The sequence below is a fragment of the Methanothermobacter sp. genome (assembly GCF_049720995.1).
GTDB lineage: Archaea > Methanobacteriota > Methanobacteria > Methanobacteriales > Methanothermobacteraceae > Methanothermobacter.
Window position 1 is genome coordinate 20,055 of record NZ_JBNASF010000005.1, and the last position, 19,792, is coordinate 39,846.

25 protein-coding genes are annotated in these 19,792 nt (G+C 49.8%); 10 read left to right on the forward strand and 15 right to left on the reverse strand.

Annotated elements, in window-relative coordinates; genetic code table 11:
* Positions 1–2 precede the first annotated feature (2 nt).
* The 3 genes from ACPLJI_RS02635 to ACPLJI_RS02645 are packed head-to-tail and all read left to right on the forward strand — an operon-like array spanning position 3 to position 2,476.
* A complete protein-coding gene (locus tag ACPLJI_RS02635) occupies positions 3–272 on the forward strand; it encodes a signal recognition particle subunit SRP19/SEC65 family protein (RefSeq protein ID WP_191216418.1) in 270 nt (89 codons plus the stop codon).
* 18 nt (positions 273–290) lie between these two features.
* Complete coding sequence (recJ, locus tag ACPLJI_RS02640) at positions 291–1,682, forward strand: single-stranded-DNA-specific exonuclease RecJ (protein ID WP_424741120.1); 1,392 nt, start codon at positions 291–293, stop codon at positions 1,680–1,682.
* Positions 1,679–2,476, forward strand: coding sequence for a MarR family transcriptional regulator (locus tag ACPLJI_RS02645; protein ID WP_424731581.1), 798 nt, complete (start codon positions 1,679–1,681; stop codon positions 2,474–2,476). Before recJ ends, ACPLJI_RS02645 begins: the two co-directional genes overlap by 4 nt.
* Positions 2,477–2,514: 38 nt before the next feature.
* On the opposite strand, the gene ACPLJI_RS02650 is transcribed toward ACPLJI_RS02645, so the two are convergent.
* From ACPLJI_RS02650 to ACPLJI_RS02705, 12 genes are all read right to left on the reverse strand, one after another.
* Positions 2,515–2,946 (reverse strand): ACT domain-containing protein, encoded by a 432-nt coding sequence (locus ACPLJI_RS02650; RefSeq protein ID WP_424731582.1) that lies wholly within the window; start codon positions 2,944–2,946, stop codon positions 2,515–2,517.
* A gap of 15 nt (positions 2,947–2,961) precedes the next feature.
* Complete coding sequence (locus ACPLJI_RS02655) at positions 2,962–4,257, reverse strand: phenylacetate--CoA ligase family protein (protein WP_424731605.1); 1,296 nt, start codon at positions 4,255–4,257, stop codon at positions 2,962–2,964.
* 656 nt (positions 4,258–4,913) lie between these two features.
* Positions 4,914–5,522, reverse strand: coding sequence for a superoxide dismutase (locus ACPLJI_RS02660; protein WP_424731583.1), 609 nt, complete (start codon positions 5,520–5,522; stop codon positions 4,914–4,916).
* Positions 5,523–6,209, reverse strand: a complete 687-nt coding sequence (locus ACPLJI_RS02665) for a peroxiredoxin (RefSeq protein WP_424731584.1) — start codon at positions 6,207–6,209, stop codon at positions 5,523–5,525.
* A gap of 3 nt (positions 6,210–6,212) precedes the next feature.
* A complete protein-coding gene (locus ACPLJI_RS02670) occupies positions 6,213–6,731 on the reverse strand; it encodes a ferritin (protein ID WP_424731585.1) in 519 nt (172 codons plus the stop codon).
* Positions 6,721–7,890 carry an FprA family A-type flavoprotein gene (locus ACPLJI_RS02675; RefSeq protein WP_424731586.1) on the reverse strand — a complete coding sequence of 390 codons (1,170 nt, stop codon included), beginning with the start codon at positions 7,888–7,890 and terminating at the stop codon, positions 6,721–6,723. The genes ACPLJI_RS02670 and ACPLJI_RS02675 overlap by 11 nt, the downstream gene beginning before the upstream one ends.
* Positions 7,891–8,052, reverse strand: coding sequence for a rubredoxin (gene rd, locus ACPLJI_RS02680; RefSeq protein WP_424731587.1), 162 nt, complete (start codon positions 8,050–8,052; stop codon positions 7,891–7,893). It lies immediately after the preceding gene.
* Positions 8,053–8,063: 11 nt separating this feature from the next.
* Complete coding sequence (locus ACPLJI_RS02685) at positions 8,064–8,225, reverse strand: rubredoxin (RefSeq protein WP_424731588.1); 162 nt, start codon at positions 8,223–8,225, stop codon at positions 8,064–8,066.
* A gap of 890 nt (positions 8,226–9,115) precedes the next feature.
* Positions 9,116–9,301, reverse strand: a complete 186-nt coding sequence (locus ACPLJI_RS02690; RefSeq protein ID WP_424731589.1) for a hypothetical protein — start codon at positions 9,299–9,301, stop codon at positions 9,116–9,118.
* A 98-nt stretch (positions 9,302–9,399) separates the two neighbouring features.
* Positions 9,400–9,795 carry a universal stress protein gene (locus tag ACPLJI_RS02695; RefSeq protein WP_424731590.1) on the reverse strand — a complete coding sequence of 132 codons (396 nt, stop codon included), beginning with the start codon at positions 9,793–9,795 and terminating at the stop codon, positions 9,400–9,402.
* Positions 9,796–9,805: 10 nt separating this feature from the next.
* Positions 9,806–10,357: a flavin reductase family protein gene (locus ACPLJI_RS02700; RefSeq protein WP_424731591.1), complete on the reverse strand. Its 552-nt coding sequence runs from the start codon at positions 10,355–10,357 to the stop codon at positions 9,806–9,808.
* A gap of 5 nt (positions 10,358–10,362) precedes the next feature.
* Positions 10,363–12,069, reverse strand: a complete 1,707-nt coding sequence (locus ACPLJI_RS02705; RefSeq protein WP_424731592.1) for an ATP-binding cassette domain-containing protein — start codon at positions 12,067–12,069, stop codon at positions 10,363–10,365.
* A gap of 179 nt (positions 12,070–12,248) precedes the next feature.
* Between ACPLJI_RS02705 and ACPLJI_RS02710 the strand changes: the two genes are divergently transcribed.
* From ACPLJI_RS02710 to ACPLJI_RS02740, 7 genes are all read left to right on the forward strand, one after another.
* Positions 12,249–12,776, forward strand: a complete 528-nt coding sequence (locus ACPLJI_RS02710) for a nicotinamide-nucleotide adenylyltransferase (protein WP_424731593.1) — start codon at positions 12,249–12,251, stop codon at positions 12,774–12,776.
* Between the two features lie 9 nt (positions 12,777–12,785).
* Entirely contained in the window at positions 12,786–13,217 is a 432-nt protein-coding gene (locus ACPLJI_RS02715) for a molybdenum cofactor biosynthesis protein MoaE (protein ID WP_424731594.1), read from the forward strand.
* 10 nt (positions 13,218–13,227) lie between these two features.
* Positions 13,228–14,448, forward strand: coding sequence for an HD domain-containing protein (locus ACPLJI_RS02720; RefSeq protein WP_424731595.1), 1,221 nt, complete (start codon positions 13,228–13,230; stop codon positions 14,446–14,448).
* Between the two features lie 175 nt (positions 14,449–14,623).
* Positions 14,624–15,193, forward strand: a complete 570-nt coding sequence (locus tag ACPLJI_RS02725; protein WP_424731596.1) for a UbiX family flavin prenyltransferase — start codon at positions 14,624–14,626, stop codon at positions 15,191–15,193.
* Positions 15,194–15,216: 23 nt separating this feature from the next.
* Positions 15,217–15,783 carry a precorrin-6Y C5,15-methyltransferase (decarboxylating) subunit CbiT gene (gene cbiT, locus ACPLJI_RS02730; protein WP_424731597.1) on the forward strand — a complete coding sequence of 189 codons (567 nt, stop codon included), beginning with the start codon at positions 15,217–15,219 and terminating at the stop codon, positions 15,781–15,783.
* A gap of 21 nt (positions 15,784–15,804) precedes the next feature.
* Positions 15,805–16,563 carry a hypothetical protein gene (locus ACPLJI_RS02735; RefSeq protein WP_424731598.1) on the forward strand — a complete coding sequence of 253 codons (759 nt, stop codon included), beginning with the start codon at positions 15,805–15,807 and terminating at the stop codon, positions 16,561–16,563.
* Positions 16,564–16,736: 173 nt separating this feature from the next.
* On the forward strand, positions 16,737–16,940 hold the full coding sequence (locus ACPLJI_RS02740) for a pseudomurein-binding repeat-containing protein (protein WP_424731599.1): 204 nt from the start codon (positions 16,737–16,739) through the stop codon (positions 16,938–16,940).
* Here ACPLJI_RS02740 and ACPLJI_RS02745 read toward each other — a convergent pair.
* The 3 genes from ACPLJI_RS02745 to ACPLJI_RS02755 are packed head-to-tail and all read right to left on the reverse strand — an operon-like array spanning position 16,930 to position 19,785.
* Positions 16,930–17,529 carry a molybdenum cofactor guanylyltransferase gene (locus tag ACPLJI_RS02745; RefSeq protein WP_424731600.1) on the reverse strand — a complete coding sequence of 200 codons (600 nt, stop codon included), beginning with the start codon at positions 17,527–17,529 and terminating at the stop codon, positions 16,930–16,932. The genes ACPLJI_RS02740 and ACPLJI_RS02745 overlap by 11 nt on opposite strands.
* 31 nt (positions 17,530–17,560) lie before the next feature.
* Entirely contained in the window at positions 17,561–19,042 is a 1,482-nt protein-coding gene (guaB, locus tag ACPLJI_RS02750) for an IMP dehydrogenase (protein WP_424731601.1), read from the reverse strand.
* A 32-nt stretch (positions 19,043–19,074) separates the two neighbouring features.
* Positions 19,075–19,785, reverse strand: a complete 711-nt coding sequence (locus tag ACPLJI_RS02755; protein WP_424731602.1) for a (5-formylfuran-3-yl)methyl phosphate synthase — start codon at positions 19,783–19,785, stop codon at positions 19,075–19,077.
* Between the last annotated feature and the right edge of the window lie 7 nt (positions 19,786–19,792).

Consider the following 19,792-nt stretch of genomic DNA (forward strand, 5'->3'; position numbering starts at 1 on the left):
ATGTGATAATATGGCCAGCCTATCTGGATTCACGGAAATCACGGAGCCAGGGGCGAAGGGTGCCCCTTGAATACGCGGTTGAATCCCCCACCGCCAGTGAAATACTCAGGGCTGCAAAAAAACTCCAGCTTGAAGCCCGTATGGAATCTGATAAGTCATACCCTCCCTCCTGGTGGGAATCATCAGGGAGGGTTCTTGTTGAATATGAGGGGAGTAAGAGGGAACTGCTCATAAAACTTGCAAGGCTTGTGAGGTCCTCAAAGAAGAGTTGAGGGTATGTAATAATGAACATGGACGAAATTGAAGGCGCGCTCAGAAGGGCCCGTAAGCTGGTTGAGGAGGCTGAGACGGTTACAGTCTACAGCCACACAGACTGTGATGGTATAACAGCGGCAACAATCCTCAGCAAAGTCCTTGAGGGTCTCGGGAAGGACCATGAGATCAGAATAATAAACATCAATGAGGTCACCGAGGTTGAACCCGGCCCGGATCTAACAGTGTTCAGTGACCTTGGATCCGGACAGAGGATCCATGAAAACATGAAAAGGAGTTCCCGTGTTCTCATACTCGACCACCACCCCCCAGTGCGAAATAGAAACTTTGAACCTCCAAGGGGTGAGCTCCTTGAAATAAATCCCATCTTCTATGAAATGGATGGTTCAACCAGCATCTCAGGTGGTGGCCTATCATATCTACTTGCAAGGCAGTTCGGATACACTGAGCTCAGCTGGATGGGTCTGCTTGCAGCAGTGGGTGACATGCAGAACATCAAGAAAGGTAAGATGGTTGGGGCCAACCGGCTGATCCTTGAGGACAGTATAAGGGAGGGTGTGGTTGACTGCCGCAGTGACCTTACGATCTACGGTAGACACACCAGATCCATCGTAAGTGCCCTCTCATACTTCGGGGATGTTACCCTGCCCACAACAAACAATACCAACGAGTGCATAGCAAGGCTTAAGAACCTGGGCATACCCCTGAAAAACGGCGAAACCCAGAGGAGGCTCTGTGACCTTACAGATGACGAGAAAAGAAAACTCTTCAACGAGATATACCGTATGATGGTCAATGAGGTCCCCCGGAGGTACCATAAATACCTCCCCATGCTCATACTCGGTGAGGTCTACGAGTTAAGATCAGAGGAGAGGTACACAGTATTCAGGGACCTCTCAGAGTTCTCAACCGCAGTTAACGCATGTAACCGCAACTCAAGGTGGAAGCTTGCAATGGATATCATCGGGGGGAACCGCCATGGAAGGCTGGATGAACTTGAGGACATCCTCAGGGAACACAGGGCCTACCTGGCGGTCACCCTCGACCGGATAATGGACGAGGAACTCATAAGGGATATGGATAACCTCCAGTACTTCCATGCACCGGAAGTGAAGACCTCGGTGGTGGGTACGGTTGCCGGTATGCTCCTGGGCTACGGTGACTGGAGGAGGCCCATGATAGGGCTTGCTGAAACCGATGATGGGCTCAAGGTTTCACTGAGGTGCTCTCGCCTCCTGGCATTTGACGGTATACACTTCGGTTCAATCATGCAGAGGGTGGCAGAGAAGGTCGGGGGTAGCGGCGGTGGTCATGCGACCGCCTGCGGAGCATACATACCCTTTGAGAATGAGGAGGAATTCCTCAAACTCCTTAACAGGGCCATAGAAAAGGTGAAGGTGAATGAATGAAGGCTTTCAGAAAGAAGGGTGAACTTACACGTTTCCAGGTGCTTAGTGAGATAGCAAGGCGTCAGCCCTATGTGAGGCAACGGGATATAGCAGATGAACTGGGAATAACGGTCCAGGCAGTGTCTGAGAACATAAAGAGCCTCATAGCAGAGGGCCTTGTGGAGGCAGGAAGCGGGAGATCCCACTACAAGATAACCCGGAGGGGTGGTGAGAAGCTCAAGAGGGCCGCAGTGAGCCTGAGGCAATATGCCGATGAGGTCCTGGATTACATGAGTTCCTACAAGTCCATCTGGCCCGCCATCGCATGGGAGGACCTCAGCGCCGGTGATGAGGTGGAACTATTCATGGACGACGGCGTCCTCTACGCCAGGAGGAGGACCAATGGAGATGCCCATGCCATAGTAATGAAAAGTGCCTCAGAGGGTGAGGATGTTGCCCTCACCGAACTTGGCGGCACCATACCCCTCCAGAGGGGAAAGGTGACCATCGCGGTTCTCCCAGGGATATCGGAGGGCGGTTCAGGGGCAGCGGACCTTGAAAGGATAATGGAACTGACGCATGGACAGGATAGGATAGGAATAATGGGGACCGTTTCAAGGGCCGCCGCTACAAGGTTAAACTTAAATGTTGATTTTGAATTTGCAACCCCCTATGCTGCCCTTGCAGCCGCAAAGAGGGGTCTGAATGTCCTTGTACTTGCAGTTGGTAAGATGAGCAGAAGCATAACAAAAAAACTGGAAGAAGAGGGTATAGAGTACTCGATTGAGGATGTCAGGGTGAACCGGAGGAAGTAGACCCCCGGCGTGATATGGTGTCTGAATCATCCGCTGCTTCAGAGGGAGTAGACCTCCCCCGGTGGGACCATCCGGATCCCGGCATCCCTCAGGGCCCCTTCAAGGGCATCCAGATCCTCTGTACTCATAAATAGTATCGCCTTATCCTTCTTTTCATGGACAAATGCGTATATGTAGTCAAGGTTCAGGTCATAATCCTTGAGGACCCCGAGGATTGATGCAAGGCCCCCTGGCCTGTCATCCATCTCAACTGCGACGACGTCCTTAAGCTTAACAACGAAGCCGCCATTCTCAAGAACATCTGCCGCGCGTTCAGGTTCAGGGACTATGAGCCTGAGTATCCCGAATTCTGATGTATCTGCAAGTGATAGGGCCCTCAGGTTTATACCTGCCTCTGCAAGTGTACTCAGTGCCTTCCAGAGCCTTCCCTTCTTGTTTTCAAGAAATATTGATATCTGCTTAACCCTCATGGTATCACCATAAATTTAAAGGTTCCTCTTATCTATCACCCTTACTGCCTTCCCCTCACTCCTGGGTATTGTGCCTGGTTCAACCAGGGTCACCTTAACCCTGAGGCCTATCTCGTTCTCTATGAACTCCTCGAGCCGGTCCCTGGTCTCCACCATCTGCCGGATGTCATCTGAGAAGAGTTCAGGGGAGGTCTCCACCCTCACCTCAAGTTCATCCATGAGGTGGGGCCTTGTCACTATTATCTGGTAGTGTGGCTCAATACCATCTATACGTAGGAGCGCCTTCTCTATCTGGGATGGGAACACTGAAACGCCCCGAACCTTTAGCATGTCATCGACCCTGCCGGTGATCCTTGAGATCCTTGCAAGGGTCCTGCCACAGGCACAGGGCTCATAATCTATTGAGGTTATATCCTTTGTCCTGAACCTTATAACCGGCATGCCCACCCGTGTGAGGGTTGTGAGTACCAGTTCTCCCCGTTCACCGGCTCCGACCCTTTCACCATTCCCATCTATGATCTCAGGGTAGAAGTGGTCCTCTGCAACGTGGAGGCCATTCTTCTCACTGCATTCCATCGCAACCCCCGGCCCCATGATTTCGGTGAGTCCATATATGTTGAAGGCCGGTGCATTGAATCTCCTCTCTATCTCAGCCCTCATCTCCTCTGTCCACATTTCAGCCCCGAATCCTACTGCCTTTAAGCTAGATTCAGCCGGATCAAAGCCCTCCTCAGCTGCAACCTCAGAGAGGTAGAGGCCATAGGATGGGGTGAATATCATCACTGTTGTCCCGAAGTCCTTCATTATCTCTATCTGCCTTCTTGTCTGTCCGGTTGAGATGGGAATAACGGTTGCCCCTATCTTCTGGGCGCCGTAGTGGACCCCGAATCCGCCTGTGAAGAGCCCGTAGCCATGGGTGTTCTGGATGACATCATCCTCTGTGAGACCCATCATTGTGAGGCCCCTGGCCATGACCTCACTCCATATCTCTATGTCCTCCCTGGTGTAGCCTGAGACCACGGGTTTTCCTGTGGTCCCTGATGATGTGTGGACCTCAACTATCTCCTTCCTCGGGACTGCGAACATCCCGAAGGGGTAGACCTTCCGGAGGTCATCCTTGGTGGTGTAGGGTAACCTTGTGATGTCATCCAGTGACTCTATGTCCTCAGGGTACACACCCTTCCTTTCAAATGCCTCATGGTAGTAGGGTACGTTTTCATATGCCCTCCTTACTGTGTCCTGAAGCCTTTTAAGCTGAATTTCCTCAAGTTCATCCCTGGTTATGCATTCCATTTCCCTGTTCCAGATCATCTGAATCATTCCCGAATCAGTGTAACTCTTAGATGTTTATGGTGCTCTAAAAATAAATGTTGGTCTTTTTGTCAGCCCTTAATCCCTATTGACATACTTGTACTCCCAATAATAATACATCATTTCATGCCAGCAAAGGGCTTTTCTCCGATTTCAATAATAAATACGGCGGGGGTGTTGAACTGAAGGTTAAATGTAATGAATCTGGCCAGGAAAGCACTCTAAAGGGTGATGAAAACCCTGGAGGCTGCGAATGCGAATTTGAATTAGAATTAAGGGGTCTGAAGAGAGTGCCTGCTGTTTCTGTTCTGGAAGGGGGTATCCTCCTCATCCCGCTACATAGGCAGAGCTGATGTGGCTGATGGTGAGTGGCCATGCTGAATGGTTCTTAACATTCATAACACTGATTCTACCATTATTTATATGAAAAACCCTCAATTCCTAAGGCATGCTTCCTTAGGAGGTATCATTCCATGGCACTCCAGCATCATCTGGTTTTTTATTAGGTGCATCCCTCTATACCGGGTCCTCTCATCCATGGTTTTTTTATTAGGTGCATCCCTTTATACCGGGTCCTCTCATCTACAATTCCCTGATCAGAATGAATCGTGTGCACTGAAGTTAAGAAAATATAAAATGATTCCAAAAAAATAATGTTAGAAGAGGTCTTCGAAGCGTTTTTCAACCTCTTTCCAGTTTACGATGTTCCAGAATGCTTCAACGTAGTCGGGTCTCACGTTCCTGTAGTCAAGGTAGTAGGCGTGTTCCCATACATCCAGGACCATGAGGATCCTGAAGTGGGGTATCACGTTGACGTTGTGTTTCTCAACCTGCATTATGAAGAGCCGGTCGGTCCTCTGGCAGTAGGTGAGTACAGCCCACCCTGAGCCCTCGGCACTCACAGCAGCCTGAGAAAACTCCTTTTTAAATCTTTCAAAGCTTCCGAAGTCCTTCTCTATGTACTCTGCAAGCCTCCCATCTGGTTCTCCGCCGCACTCATCTGCGGGTCCCATGTTACCCCAGAAGAAGAGGTGCAGGACGTAACCCCCCACATGGAATGAGAGTTCCTTGAGGGCCGCCTTGATGTCAACTTCCCCATCATTCTTCCTGGCATCGTCGAGTTTTCTGAGGATTGCATTGGCACCATCCACGTAGGCCTGATGGTGCTTCTCATGGTGTATCCTCAGCTGCTCCTCTGATATGTATGGTTCAAGGGCATTGTAGGGGTATGGGAGTTCAGGGAGTTCATAGAATTTTTTCTCCATCTAATCACCACCTGTACTGCGGTGGCAGAGCCACCAGTCATAGCATTCATATTCCTCTTTCCTTTTCCTGGCGGTTTCAATATCAGATGCCGGCGGGACTATCACATGGTCCCCGATGAGCTGGTTATCGGGCCAGTTTGCAGGTGCAGCGACACCCTCAGCATCTATGACCCTGAAGGCGCGTATCATCCTCACGATCTCAGGGATGTTCCTTCCAAGTTCCTGTGGATAGTAGAGTATAGCCCTGATTATCCCCTCGGGGTCAACCACGAATACCGCCCTCACCGTGTTTGTGGGCCTCGCCGGGTGTATGAGGCCAAGGGTATCCGCGACTCTCCCGGTGTCCGCTATCACAGGAAACTCGATCTCTGTATCAAGGTTCTCCTCTATCCATTCAATCCACTTTATGTGTGAGAATACCTGGTCGACGCTGAGGCCCACAAGTTCACAGTCGAGTTCCCTCAGTTCAGGGTAGACCTCCTGGAATGCCACGAACTCTGTTGTGCAGACGGGTGTGAAGTCTGCAGGGTGGCTGAAGAGTATGAACCATTTCCCGCTGAATTGATCCGGGAGTCTCATCAGCCCGTGGGTTGTCTGGACCTCCATTTCAGGGAACTTATCCCCTATGAGGGGCATTCCCCGCCCCTTTTTCTTCACCTTTCTGAGTTCGTATACCTTCTCCCCCATAAATTATCCCCCCTTTTCGTTTGATGGTGGGTTGTAAACCCTCTTTCCGAGTTCTGCATCGAGCATGAGGAGGCCGCTTGGTGAATCCGATGCAAGTCGCACCTTCCGGAGCACCGAGCCGGCTGATTCCTCCTCCTCAACCTGTTCTGCCACGAACCACTGGAGGAAATTGCTGGTTGCGTGGTCCCTCTCTGAGATTGCAAGGTCAACAAGGTCATTTATGAGCCCTGTGACCTTCCTCTCATGTTCCAGGACATGTTTGGATACCTCCAGCGGGGACTCCCACTCAAATGGTGGTTTCTCTATCTCATCAAGAACGACCCTTGCACCCCTCTGAACAAGGTAGTCGTAGAACTTCATTGCGTGTGCAAGTTCCTCCTGGGCCTGGACACGCATCCAGTTTGCAAATCCCGGGAGGTCAGAGGCCTCATAGTAGGCAGCCATTGAAAGATAGAGGTATGCTGAATAGAGTTCAGCGTTGAGCTGCCTGTTTAGGGCCTCCTGCATCCTTTCACTCACCATTTAATTCACCCCCTATTTCCTTTATCTGAATGGCAAGTTCATCTATCCTCTGAAGATCCTCTTCACGTGGAAGGCCCTTCAAAAGGACTGGTTCAAGGTATTCCACGTTCAGGTTGGATAGCAGACCCTTGACCTCGGATTCAATGAGTGTCCCCCACCCATAGGATCCCATAAGTGCAACATGTTTCACCGGGGGTCTCAGTGCATTCACAAGGTAGAGTGCCGATGCAACTGCAGGGTGGGGCCTTGTGAGCACCGTGGGTGATGCTACAGCCAGGACCGAGGCATCGACGAGTTCTGTGAGGAATTCCCCGGTATCTGACTCTGCAACATTGATGGGTCTTACACTCACATCAAGTTCCATCAGCTTCTCTGTGAGTCTTTCAACCATGATCCCCGTGCTTCCGTGCATGGTGGTATATGCGATCACCGCTTTACTTCCCCCGGCGGTCCATCTCCGGTATGCATCGATTATGAGGTCAGGTATGGATACCAGTGGGCCATGGGATGGTGCTATGAGTGATATGTCAAGGTCCGAGATCTTTTTGATGTTGGATGTGACCATCTGGCTGAAGGGCATCATGATATGTGCGTAGTACCTCTTGGCCTCCCTCAGGAAACCCTCAGGAACCTCCATGATGTCTGATGTTGCAAGGTGTGATCCAAAAAAGTCACACGTGAATAGTATCCCATCCTCCTCAAGGTAGGTTACCATGGTGTCAGGCCAGTGCACCCAGGGTGTTACAATGAACCTCAGTGTCTTATCACCAAGGGAGAGTGTCTCACCATCCTCAATTGCCCTGAAATTTCCATCGATCCTTAGAAGTTCCTTGAGGAGTTCAATGCAGGCAGATGTCCCCAGGACCTCCGCATCAGGGTACATGTCAAGTAGTTCCGGAATTGTGCCTGAGTGGTCCTGTTCTGCGTGCTGGGAGATTATGTAGTCGATGTCAGTTTCCATCTCCCTGATGGTCCCGAGAAATTCGCTGCTCTTCGAGGGCTCTGCAGAATCAATGAGTGCCGTGGCACTGGTTCCAGAGACGATGTATGAGTTGTAGCTTGTGCCCCTTGGGAGGGCTACAAGCTCATCAAAGGTCCTCCGGTCCCAGTCGATTATACCTGTGTAGTAAACCCCATCTGCAATTTTTCTGGCTTTCATTTAATCCATCTTCTTGAACTGGTCCTTTCCAACTCCACATACAGGGCACACCCAGTCGTCGGGGAGGTCCTCAAACGGTGTTCCTGCTTCTATCCCTGATGTGGGGTCTCCCTCTTCAGGGTCGTAGATGTATCCACACATCTGGCAGACGTATTTGTCCATTTATTCACCTCTCAGTTAAGTGGTTTGAACATCTTCTTCCTTGCACCGCATGACGGGCACCTCCATGTTTCAGGAAGGTCCTCAAACGGTGTTCCTGGTGGTGTGTCCGTCCTTGGTTCGCCCTTTTCAGGGTCGTAGATGTATCCACAAACCCTGCATTTGTATCTTTTCAAGTTTAGCACCTTTCTCTTTAATTTTAGGACGTATATTAATTATTATTCTTTAAAAATTTAAAATTATCTATGAAGTTTCAATGAGAACCTTTAAATAATCGAATCGCCTCCTTCAGGAAGATCCATTGGGAGGCCAGAGAAAACAAATAAATCCATGAACACGTAAAATGGTGCCGAATGAATTCAGCGAAAAATCCAATATTATTTTGGCTAAAATTCAAAGGTATTTAAAACTTTAATAGTTGCAAGAGCATTATACACTGTACCAGGGTAGAGGCGGGACCTGGAGTTGATTTAATGAAAGGATATCTTCCTTTAATTTTACCGGGTCTTATTTAAGGCTCAGCCAGTGAAGTGGATATCATGTCAATTCCACCGGGGGATGACAGCAGCGATGGACTCTCATGGGCAACTGCAAAGGCGGGTATAAAGAATTCAAGGGATCGGCTGCAGATAATAGCATGATCTGTGCAGAAGGCAATAAAACGGCCTGGATAGCGGGATGTGACATGACAAGAAACTGGCAATCACGGTTAAAGCCAACACCACAAACACAGGAGAACCTCTGGCAATTAAACAGCAATCCTCAGTAAACCAGAGATCCATAAGAAACCAGACAATCACCTGCATCCAGTGGCTCAACAGGAACACCCGGAGCAATCAAACTCTCAAAATCAGCTCACAAAGTAACAGCAATCAACATGAGAAACTTCATAAACACTATAAACGGGCCCACGGAAAGGGTATGGGAACATGCATTCACAAGACCCCTATAGTCTACAGCAAAAACCCCGGGTTCCACGGAACCTGCATGAGACCTCCAAACTGGTGAATATCAACTCATTTTCTATTTTTTATAAAAAATAGTAGGAAAATGGAATGCTAATTTTTCAGTCAAAATACTTCATCCTGACCACATTGAAGCCCACTACACAGCCAACAAAACCCATTCTCAAGTATGGGCTTACAGGAGCATAGACTGCAACTGCGAGTATAATCACTCCCACGAGGGTGTGGGTTAACAGGTTCTTCCAGTCTGTAAGGTAATCCCTGATTCCTCTAAACAATCTTCTCAACATAACACCTCATACATCAAAATCCTATATATCAAATTTTGATATATCAAATAATGATATATCCTTTATATATACATTTCGGTGAGAAGAAGGGATGTTTACTTAACAAGTAGTACCGGTACCTCAACCGTCTTGAGGGTGGTCTCGGCCACACTGCCCATCAAAAGCTTCTCAAGACCTGAACGCCCATGTGACGCGATAACCACAAGATCCGCCCCTGTCTTCTCAGAGATCTTCTTCATATCATGCGCCGGGCTTCCAAATACCAGGACCTCATCCACCTGGACACCGGCCTCCCTGCCCTTCCTCTGCACACCCGCCAGGATCTCCTTTCCCTCATCCTCAAGGACATCAAAGGGGTAGATCAGCTTCTCATCAATAACATGCACAGCAACCACCACGGAGCCCAGACGCCCTGCAAGTTCAATGGCAAGGTCCTCGGCCTTTGCTGCATACTCCGAACCATCGGTTGGAACCATGATCCTCTCAAACATCATAAACCACCTATTCAATACGCCTCACATGATCCCCCACGACAAACTCTGTTCCACCCACATGGAGGACTGGCTTCACCGATTCAACATCAAGGAGCCCATCCCTTATGCATCCAGAGCAGACCGAGGCATTCACAACCGAGCCCACTATGAGGCTGTGGTCGCCAACCTCACACATCCTGAGGAGTTCACATTCAAGGTGTGCTGCTGCCTCAGCTATCCTCGGTGGCTTAACCCTCTCTGATGGAATCCAGTTAAGACCTGCGGCCTCAAGTTCATTCTCACCCGCCGGGAGATCCCTGGCGGTTATCCACATTTTATCAATTATGTCCACCGGCGTTATATTAAGTACAAACTCATGGGTGTCCTCAACATTCACTGCGGTGTGGTGGGCCGGTGCAGATGCAAAGGCCACAATCGGGGGGTCGATTGACACCGGCATGGTGAAGGAAAATGGGGCCGCATTTATATTCCCATCCTCATCCACCGTGGTTACAATGACGGTTGGCCTTGGAGTAAGTATTCTGTGCGCATTCTCAACAGGAAAATTCTCAAATTCCATTTATATCACCCCTTAACCCTCTGAAGGTATTTTGCTTGGCTTCTTTCAACAAACTCGTCGCAGAGGCCATCTGGTTCGCCGTCCATTACAAGACGTCCATCCTCAACCATCACAGCCCTTGTGCTGAGCTCCCTTATGAAATCCACATGGTGGCTCACCATGATTATGGTTGTCCCGAACTCCATGTTAATCCTCTTGAGGGAATTTGAAACCATCCTGAGCGTTATTGGGTCGAGGTCCCCGAACGGCTCATCAAGGACAAGTACATCGGGCCTTGATGCAAGGACAAGGGCAAGGGTCGCCCTCACCCGCTCACCCCCTGAGAGCTCATAGGATTTCCTGTCAAGTATGTCCATGGGGAGGTCCAGGGCCCTGAATATGGGCTCAGCATACTTCTTAACCTCGCTGTCAGGAAAACTCGGGAAGAGCTCCTCAAGTATCTCAGGTGAGAGGCCAAGTTTCTCAAGCCTGTAGCGGGCCTCTGTTTCAGGAAGATCTGTGAGCTGGTAGAGCACATCAAGGACCATGTCACTTATCCCAAGCTCCCCGGCCCTCTTCCTTGCCTCTGCAACAACATGTTCACCCTTAACACCAAGCCTTGAGGCTATCTGACTCCTTATGGTGGCATGATGTACAAGTGCAAACTCCTGATGCATGAAACCCATCTTCCTCCTTACACCCATCCTCTTAACGCCAGGTTCATGCATGTTAACCCATTCACTGTCAAGCCTGAACTCAACTGTACCCTCATCAGGAAGGTCCAGGCCACCTATCATCCGTAGAAGCACCGTCTTGCCGGCCCCGCTTGGCCCTATTATGGATACTATCTCACCCTCCCTGATATCAAGGTTAACGTCCCTCATCTCAAGGACTGCCCCGCCCCTGAGGAGTACAAACCTCTTGGCCAGATCCCTGACCCTGAGGATCTCCCTCCCTGAGCTGCGGGGTGTGTAGTCAACCGGGGGCTCAATGCCCCTCATGAAGCCCTCTATAATCCTCCCGGGTTCCCCCTCATCAACGATGCGCCCGTCCTCCATCAAAACCAGCCGGTCTGCAAGGTACTCGTGGACCTCGGGTAGGTGTGAGACGAGCACCACCGTGACACCCAGTTTTCTGTTGATATTCCCTATGGCATCCAGTATCTCCTGCTTCGTTCCAGGGCATGACATGGTTGCGGGTTCATCAAGAAGGAGTACCCTGGGTTTTTTTGCAAGTTGCCTGGCCATTATGAGCCTCTGCTTCTCGCCCCCACTGAGAACAGGTGCAAAGTGTTCGGCCTTGTGGTCAAGTCCAACCACCCTTAGTAGTTCCATTGCCTCCTCACCGAATTCATCATAGGCGAAGTCAAAGTCTGTCATTGACTCGTCACCATATTTTGCAGCATACAGCTTCCTTATGACATTCTGAAGGGCTGTCTCCGACCAGAGGCCAAAGGACCTCTGAAGGTGAATTGCAGTCCTCTTTTTGAGCTTTGAGAAGTAGTACTGTCCTGAATCAGCCTCAACGGTCACATCATCCAGGGTTATCCTCCCTGAATCAAAGGGTTCAACACCCCTCAGAATCCTCAGAAGTGTTGTCTTACCTGAACCGCTCATTCCAAGTATTCCCAGGATTTCGCCCTCAGAAACCTCAAGGTTAACATCGGAAAGTGCCCTGAATTCATCTCCATTCTCAAGTTTATAGGTCTTTGTCAGGTTCTCCACCCTTATCATTGCATCACCGCAACCATTCCTTCAAGGTTCAATAGATACCAGATCTCATGGCAGTGCCTGAAAAACTGCCGGTTAAAATTTCATCAATCATTACAGCAACGTGCTGCCATGAATATATACTAGAACCACTATAGTTCTAATAGTTTTACTGACATAATAACCTTTATGCGGTGATATGAATGAGGGGATTGCTGGTTGGAAGGATGCAGCCATTCCACCGGGGACACCTCCAGGTTATAAAGAGGGTGCTCGGGGAGGTTGATGAACTCATAATATGTATCGGAAGCGCCCAGCTGAGCCACAGCCTCAGGGACCCCTTCACCGCCGGTGAGAGGGTGATGATGCTGACCAAGGCACTCAGTGAGAACGGTATCCCCGCATCAAGCTACTACATCATACCCGTCCAGGACATAGAGTGCAACGCCCTCTGGGTTGCACATATAAAGATGCTAACACCCCCATTTGACAGGGTATACAGTGGGAACCCCCTTGTCCAGCGGCTCTTCAGCGAGGACGGCTATGAGGTGACTGCACCCCCACTGTTCTACAGGGACAGGTACTCAGGGACAGAGGTGAGGCGGAGGATGCTTGACGATGGTGACTGGCGCTCACTCCTTCCAGAATCTGTTGTTGAGGTTATAGAGGAAATAAATGGGGTTGAAAGAATAAAACACCTTGCAAAAAAGGAAGTTAGTGAACTGGTGTAGGTGTCAGAGATGATGGTCATGGTGACAGATGAAAAGGAGGCCTTCAGAATGGATGACCTCCTGGAACATGTGAAGAAGAGTCCCTACCTTGATGAATGCGGCGCAGTATTCACCTTTGAGGGAATCGTCCGTGGTGTTGATGATGAGAGGACAGAGAAACTCATACTAACAACACCAGACATTGAAAAGGCCCGGAAGGAACTTGAGGGGATAGTGGATGATGTTATGGAGAAGTACCCTGTGAAGGACGTGGCCGTTGTGCACTACGTGGGGGAGTTCTATGTATCAGAGACCCTCTTCATGGTGGCTGTTGCAGGACCTCACCGTGGGGAAACCCTTGAGGCCCTCAAAGAGATAATCGAGAGGACGAAGTATGAAATAGACTTCATGAAGGAGGAGTACACCAGCAGCGGCAGGAACGTTATCATGTCAGGCGGCTAGGAGTCTTAAAATGAAATTCATAAGGGACAGCGTCCACGGTAACCTGAAGCTCACCGAATTTGAGGTGAGGGTTATTGACACACCACCTGTTCAGAGGCTCAGGAGGATAAAGCAGCTGGGATTCACAAATCTGATATACCCGGGAGCAAATCATTCGCGGTTCGAACACTCCATAGGGGCCATGTACCTGGCATCGAGGCTGGCAGAGCACCTCAACCTTGGAACTGAAAAGAAGAGGATACTGAGACTCTGCGCACTCCTCCATGACGTGGGGCACGGCCCATTCTCCCATGTATCAGAGGGGGTCCTTGAAAGGTCCCATGAGAGCCTCACAAGGAAACTCATAAGGGAATCTGTGCTCGGTGAGATGATATCAGAGGAGTTCGACCTTGAACAGGTTATGAGGATACTGAGGGGTGAGGGTGTCCTTGGACAGGCAATCAACGGGGAGCTTGATGTTGACAGGATGGATTACCTCCTGCGGGACTCCCACTACACAGGGGTGGCCTACGGTATAATAGACGTTGAAAGGCTGATATACAATATGAAGATGGAGAACGACCTTGTCCTTGACAGGAAGGGTGTTCAGGCCGCAGAGTCTGCCCTGCTTGCAAGGTACTTCATGTATCCCAGCGTCTACCAGCACCACACCACCAGGATCGTGAACTCCATGTTCAGGAGGTGCCTCAGGAGCCTCATATCTGAGGGGGTGCTTGATGAGTCCAGGATATACCTCTATGACGACATGGACCTCATCGTCATGTGCAGGAATCAGGGGGGCCTTGCAGGCGATATGATACGGAGACTGGATAACCGTGACCTCCTCAAGACCGTGGAATCTGTGAAACTCAATGAGCTCGAGGACCCCCAGAGGGTATTCAGGATCACAGATGCTGAGATAAAAAAGGCCGAGGTGGAAATTGCAGAGGACATGGACCTGGACCCTGATTATGTTGTGGTTAACCTTCCAGAGTACCCTGCATTTGATGAGATGAGGACCCAGGTTTCTGTGGGGGACTCCATCGTGAACCTGAGCCATATATCAAGTCTCGTGGGGGCGCTGAAGGAGGCGAGGTTCAACCATGCAGATATATGTGTTTATGTGCCCCGTGAATCAGCCGCTGCATTCAGGGAATTCAGCCTCCATGACTACATGGATCTCCCTGAGAGAAGACCGTCACACCCCCGGCAGCTTCGACTCACGGTACCTGATTACCTTAAATTCAGATAGATAACACCCCATATTACATATAACAAAAATAAAACCCACCCATGTGACTTAAATTCAGATAAACAAACCCACCATTCATATAACAAAAATAAAACCCACCCATGTGACTTAAATTCAGATAAATTCTCATCATAAAAGGAAATGAGCATCCATAAAACACTCAGAAGTGATTCAGATGATAATACTGGCAATGACAGGTGCAAGTGGCGTTATCTATGGGGATAGAATACTCAGGGCCCTGAAGGATGCCGGAGTAAATGTTGCACTCATGATAACCGATACTGCGCGTGATATAATCAGATACGAGCTTGGAAAAGATCCTGAAACCCTGGAAGGGGTGGCTGATGAGTGCTTTGATTCTGATGACTTCACATCAGCAGTTAACAGTGGCTCATCCAGCTTCAGTGCCATGGTCATAGCGCCGTGCACAATGAAGACCCTATCAGCAATAGCCAACGGATATGCGGGTAATGCACTCACAAGGGCCGCTGACGTGTGCCTTAAGGAGAGGCGTAAACTAGTCCTTGTGCCAAGGGAGACCCCTCTTAGAAGCGTGCACCTTGAGAACATGCTGAGGGTTTCAAGGGAGGGAGGGATAATACTCCCTGCCATGCCCGGCTTCTATCACAGACCATCATCCATAGATGAGATCGCCGACTTCATAGCGGGTAAGGTGCTCGACGTCCTGGGGATAGACAATGAACTCTTCAGAAGGTGGAGCGGTGAGGACATGAAAAGGCCCTAAAGTGAGTTCAAAGGTGATGTGAGTTGATACCTGACCATGAATTTATAAAGAACCCCTCTGTACCGGGCCCAACAGCCATGGAGGTGAGGTGCCTCCTTATGTGCCTTGCAGATCCCCAGAAAGGGGACACTGCAGTTGATGTGGGGTGTGGAACCGGTGGGGTGACCCTTGAACTTTCAAGGAGGGCTGGAAGGGTCTATGCAATCGATAAAAGCCCCGATGCAATTTCAACAACCGAGATGAACCTTAAAAAGCATGGGCTGGGGGATAACGTCAGCCTGATATGTGGTGATGCGGTGAAAGCTCTTTCCGAAATTGATGCGCTGGACATTGCTGTAATCGGGGGAAGCGGCGGTAGACTGGGGGAAATACTTGAAGTGGTTACAGATAAAATTACAGATGGTGGAAGGATCCTTATAACCGCAATACTCCTTGAGACAAGGTGCGAAGCCGTGAAGTGCCTGCGGGAGCTTGGATTCGACGTGAACATAACCGAGCTGAGCATCACAAGGGGCCGTGTACTTGAAAGGGGAACCATGATGGTTTCAAAGAACCCCATTGCAGTTGTTTACACAGAAAATTCAGATTAATCAAGATTTTCAGGTGATGCTATGAACCCGAGACTAAACTGGAAATTCAGGCTGGGAATTCTGCTTGTACTTGTATCATCCTCCATCTACCTCACCCTCTACTTCATATTCCATAAGCCAGAGACCGAACTATTCTATATAGGTATAGACCTTGCGTTTGTGCCCCTGGAAATTCTGATAGTTGTTATAATCGTGGAGGCTGCCATATCCCGGCGGGAACTTGTTGAGAGACTCGAGAAACTAAACATGGTCGTGGGGGCGTTTTTCAGTGAGGTTGGCACCGAATTCCTTAAGAGGGTATCCCCATTCGAGTCAAATACAGATAGAATTGCATCAAAACTTAAGATAGATGCGTCATGGAGTCCGGAGGATTTTAAGGAAATGTTCAGGGAGATAGGGGGATGCGAATTTTATTTTGAGCTGGGTTCCCCTGAAAGCATTGAACTCATTGAATACCTCAGAGTTTTCTTAACGTCCCGTCGGAAGTTTCTCCTGGGGCTTCTCGAAAACCCCAATTTACTCGAGCATGAAAGCTTCACAGACATGCTCTGGGCGGTCTTTCATCTGATGGAGGAACTTGAGGCAAGAGGGGACCTCTCATCTCTACCTCCCACAGACTATGAGCACCTGGCCGGTGACCTCGAAAGGGCCTATTCTGCCGTTGTGTCCGAGTGGCTGGGATACATGGAACACCTCAGCGAAAACTATCCCTACCTCTTCTCACTTGCCGTGAGGAAGAACCCCTTCAACAGGGATGCTAGGGTTGAAATTCTTGAGTGATGATTTCAGTTCACTCAGGGATTAGCTGGGCGTAGCCCACATGAAGAGGGACACAAGGATATTCATTCATATTTCAATTTAAATTTTTAATAATGATCTGTTTTGAAAATAAAATCGTATAACTTATATATTATTACAGAGAGATTATAAAAAAACTCCAATGGTTGGTATCCATGGAACGTTTGACCCTTGAGCAGTATAGGGAAATGGTTAATGAGATAATTGAATTCAAGAATCTATACGGGTCTTTACCGGAATATGCCCTCGTCAATGGGAAGAAAATCCATAAAGAACACTACATCGACATGATAGAGAGGGTAAACAAGTTCGTGCTTGAGATGGGAAGGAATCCGCGCACGGTTGATATCAGATCCTGAGGTCCTCCGGGCGGTTGAAGTTCCTGAAACTCCGAAGGCTTGGATCCAGACTGATAGCGTCTATGCGGCAGGATTCAATGGAGTCAAGGAGAACCCTAACTCTCCTTTCATTTTTGGCGAGCAGACCATCTATATGGTCCCTTATTTTTACCGAGTAGACTGCGTGGAGTGGCTCGGGCAGGTCATCCCTGCAGGGTACAATGGCATCACACCCAGCCCCCATCACCCTGAAGGCATCCTTCATATTCAGTAGGAATTCCCCGGTAACAAGGGGGGAGTCACAGGGGAGAAAGAGGGCCGCGGAACCTGAAATTCTCCCAAGAGCAGTGAATATGCCCCCCAGCGGGCCGACACCCGGCACCTCATCTGTGAGGATTCTGATACTGGAATCAAGAAGACCCGTGTAATTAGCAGCCTGCCCACTGTCACGGAAGACCACGGCAACCTCACTGAAATATCCCAGGAGTTTATCTGTTATGATCTCAATGAATGACCTTCCCTCCATCACAAGAAGGCCCTTATCTGATCCCATCCTCCTGCCCATTCCCCCGCAGAGGACCACAGCAGAGTTCAGTTCACGGTTTTTCATTGGATCGCTGAAGAATTATAGAAAAAATGATTTATTTGAGTGTGGGGTAGTTGGGGCTTTCATTGGTTATGAGGAGGTCATGTGGATGGCTCTCCTTGATACCGCTTGAGGTTATCCTCACAAGCTTCGCCCTCTTCTTCATCTCACCAAGGTCTGCGGCGCCGCAGTATCCCATGGATGCCCTTAGACCTCCGATTAGCTGGAAGAGGACCTCACTCACCGTTCCCCTATATGGGACAACACCCTCAACACCTTCAGGGACGACCTTGGTGTGTTTCATGTGCCCCTTGGGCTCCTGGAAGTACCTGTCTGTCCCCGCACCTATACCACCGGTCATTGCACCCAGGGACCCCATACCACGGTACTGCTTGTACTTACGGCCATTCATAACAACAACGTCCCCTGGAGCCTCATAGGTACCTGCAAGGAGGTTCCCGAGCATCACACAGTCCGCCCCAACTGCCAATGCCTTTGCAATATCCCCTGAGTACCTTATACCGCCATCGGCGATCACGGGCACATCATACTCTGCTGCCACATCAGCCACCTCTGCTATGGCAGTGAGCTGCGGCACACCCACACCTGCAATTATCCTTGTGGTGCACATTGACCCGGGCCCTATACCCACCTTCAGACCATCAACGTCCTGTGCAATGAGGTCCTCTGCGGCCTCCCTCGTTGCGATGTTACCCACTATGAGGTCCGCGTCTATCTCCCTCTTCATTTTCCCGGCGCTCTTAACAAGGTTCATGTTGTGTCCATGGGCGCTGTCGATTGCCAGTATATCTGCCCCTGCCTCATCAAGGGCATGGGCCCTTTCAAGGTCAAATGGTCCTGTAGCTGCTGCAACCATGAGGTAACCGTCACTGTCCCTTGATGCATTGGGGTACCTCTTCCTCTCAAGTATGTCCTTCATGGTGAGTATACCAACGATCTTTCCGTCCTTCACAACAGGGAGCCTTTCAACCTTGTTCTCGTAGGCTATGTCAAGGGCCTCTGATGGGGTTACCGATTCATCCACTGTGACAACATCCCTTGTCATAACCTGATCAACCTTTCTGTCGGCCTCGGAATTGAATATGGGCTCAATGTCCCTCCGGCTTATTATACCTATGAGTATTCCATCCTCAACCACGGGCAGTCCGCTGATCTCCTCCTGATCCATTATCTCATGGGCCTCTCTGAGGGTGGAATCCGGTGAGATCGTTATAACATCCCTTATTGTAAGATCCCCGGACCTCTTAACCTTCTTAACCTGCTCCACCTGGTCCCTGATACTCATGTTCCGGTGGATAACACCCATTCCACCCTCCTGGGCCATTGCGATGGCCATCTCATACTCTGTAACGGTGTCCATCGCAGAGCTTATTATGGGTATCTTGAGCCTGATATTCCTTGATACCCTTCCAGATGTCTCCACATCCTTCGGTTCCACATATGATGCCTGGGGAAGAAGGAGAAAATCATCAAATGTGTAACCGGTTTCTGCTTCCTTCAATTTTTTCATGTACATTATTAACCACCTGAGAGGCCGCCAGGATTATTTTAGAAGCTCTCTATCAGTTCTTTGAGTTCCCTAACAGCTGTCCTGTGAATTCTGCCAGTGTTGCGGTCTCCGCCCACACATGCAGCGCCCCTTATGCCGACCACATCACATCCAATATCATGCAATGGTTTGAGGTGCTCCCTTCCAACGGACCCTGCAAGGGCAGATTTCAGTCCATGGTCCCTGGTTTCTGAGACAAATGATTCCAGCCGTTCCATGTCCATGAAATCGAACAGTGACTTGCCATCCTTCACAGCGGTGTCAAGCATTGCAAGATCGGCCCCTGAATCTGCGGCAACACGGGGTATCTCCATCGGGTCAACCGCACCCACACGGTGGGCATCGGCGTAACCAGCCGCGACGACAATGGCGTCAGATTCATCCTTAACTGCCCTCACAACGTTCTTCATGACATCAACCGCCTCTTCGTAGTTCTTTGTCCCGTAGAGACCCACCTTTATGTAGTCTGCCCCTGATACAAGGGCCCCCATGGCTGCCAGCGCCACGGTCCCTGGCTTGTAGGGCACATCACCAAGTGTGGCGCTCACAAGCATCTCCTCGGGTGTCATCTCCCTGACCCTGCGGATAACCCACGGGAAGTTGGCCCCAAGAGATCCCTCACTGGGGTTCTTAACGTCAACTATGTCTGCACCGCCTTCTATGGCTTCAAGTGCCTCCTCTGTGTTAACTGGACTTATCAATAGAAGCAAACCAATA

Excerpts from the sequence above, each read along its gene's own strand:
- recJ (WP_424741120.1), top strand. The coding sequence starts at position 291 with ATGGACGAAATTGAAGGCGCGCTCAGAAGGGCCCGTAAGCTGGTTGAG.
- ACPLJI_RS02645 (WP_424731581.1), top strand. The coding sequence starts at position 1,679 with ATGAAGGCTTTCAGAAAGAAGGGTGAACTTACACGTTTCCAGGTGCTT.
- ACPLJI_RS02650 (WP_424731582.1), bottom strand. The coding sequence starts at position 2,946 with ATGAGGGTTAAGCAGATATCAATATTTCTTGAAAACAAGAAGGGAAGG.
- ACPLJI_RS02655 (WP_424731605.1), bottom strand. The coding sequence starts at position 4,257 with ATGATCTGGAACAGGGAAATGGAATGCATAACCAGGGATGAACTTGAG.
- ACPLJI_RS02660 (WP_424731583.1), bottom strand. The coding sequence starts at position 5,522 with ATGGAGAAAAAATTCTATGAACTCCCTGAACTCCCATACCCCTACAAT.
- ACPLJI_RS02665 (WP_424731584.1), bottom strand. The coding sequence starts at position 6,209 with ATGGGGGAGAAGGTATACGAACTCAGAAAGGTGAAGAAAAAGGGGCGG.
- ACPLJI_RS02670 (WP_424731585.1), bottom strand. The coding sequence starts at position 6,731 with ATGGTGAGTGAAAGGATGCAGGAGGCCCTAAACAGGCAGCTCAACGCT.
- ACPLJI_RS02675 (WP_424731586.1), bottom strand. The coding sequence starts at position 7,890 with ATGAAAGCCAGAAAAATTGCAGATGGGGTTTACTACACAGGTATAATC.
- rd (WP_424731587.1), bottom strand. The coding sequence starts at position 8,052 with ATGGACAAATACGTCTGCCAGATGTGTGGATACATCTACGACCCTGAA.
- ACPLJI_RS02695 (WP_424731590.1), bottom strand. The coding sequence starts at position 9,795 with ATGTTTGAGAGGATCATGGTTCCAACCGATGGTTCGGAGTATGCAGCA.
- ACPLJI_RS02700 (WP_424731591.1), bottom strand. The coding sequence starts at position 10,357 with ATGGAATTTGAGAATTTTCCTGTTGAGAATGCGCACAGAATACTTACT.
- ACPLJI_RS02705 (WP_424731592.1), bottom strand. The coding sequence starts at position 12,069 with ATGATAAGGGTGGAGAACCTGACAAAGACCTATAAACTTGAGAATGGA.
- ACPLJI_RS02710 (WP_424731593.1), top strand. The coding sequence starts at position 12,249 with ATGAGGGGATTGCTGGTTGGAAGGATGCAGCCATTCCACCGGGGACAC.
- ACPLJI_RS02715 (WP_424731594.1), top strand. The coding sequence starts at position 12,786 with ATGATGGTCATGGTGACAGATGAAAAGGAGGCCTTCAGAATGGATGAC.
- ACPLJI_RS02720 (WP_424731595.1), top strand. The coding sequence starts at position 13,228 with ATGAAATTCATAAGGGACAGCGTCCACGGTAACCTGAAGCTCACCGAA.
- ACPLJI_RS02725 (WP_424731596.1), top strand. The coding sequence starts at position 14,624 with ATGATAATACTGGCAATGACAGGTGCAAGTGGCGTTATCTATGGGGAT.
- ACPLJI_RS02735 (WP_424731598.1), top strand. The coding sequence starts at position 15,805 with ATGAACCCGAGACTAAACTGGAAATTCAGGCTGGGAATTCTGCTTGTA.
- ACPLJI_RS02740 (WP_424731599.1), top strand. The coding sequence starts at position 16,737 with ATGGAACGTTTGACCCTTGAGCAGTATAGGGAAATGGTTAATGAGATA.
- ACPLJI_RS02745 (WP_424731600.1), bottom strand. The coding sequence starts at position 17,529 with ATGAAAAACCGTGAACTGAACTCTGCTGTGGTCCTCTGCGGGGGAATG.
- guaB (WP_424731601.1), bottom strand. The coding sequence starts at position 19,042 with ATGTACATGAAAAAATTGAAGGAAGCAGAAACCGGTTACACATTTGAT.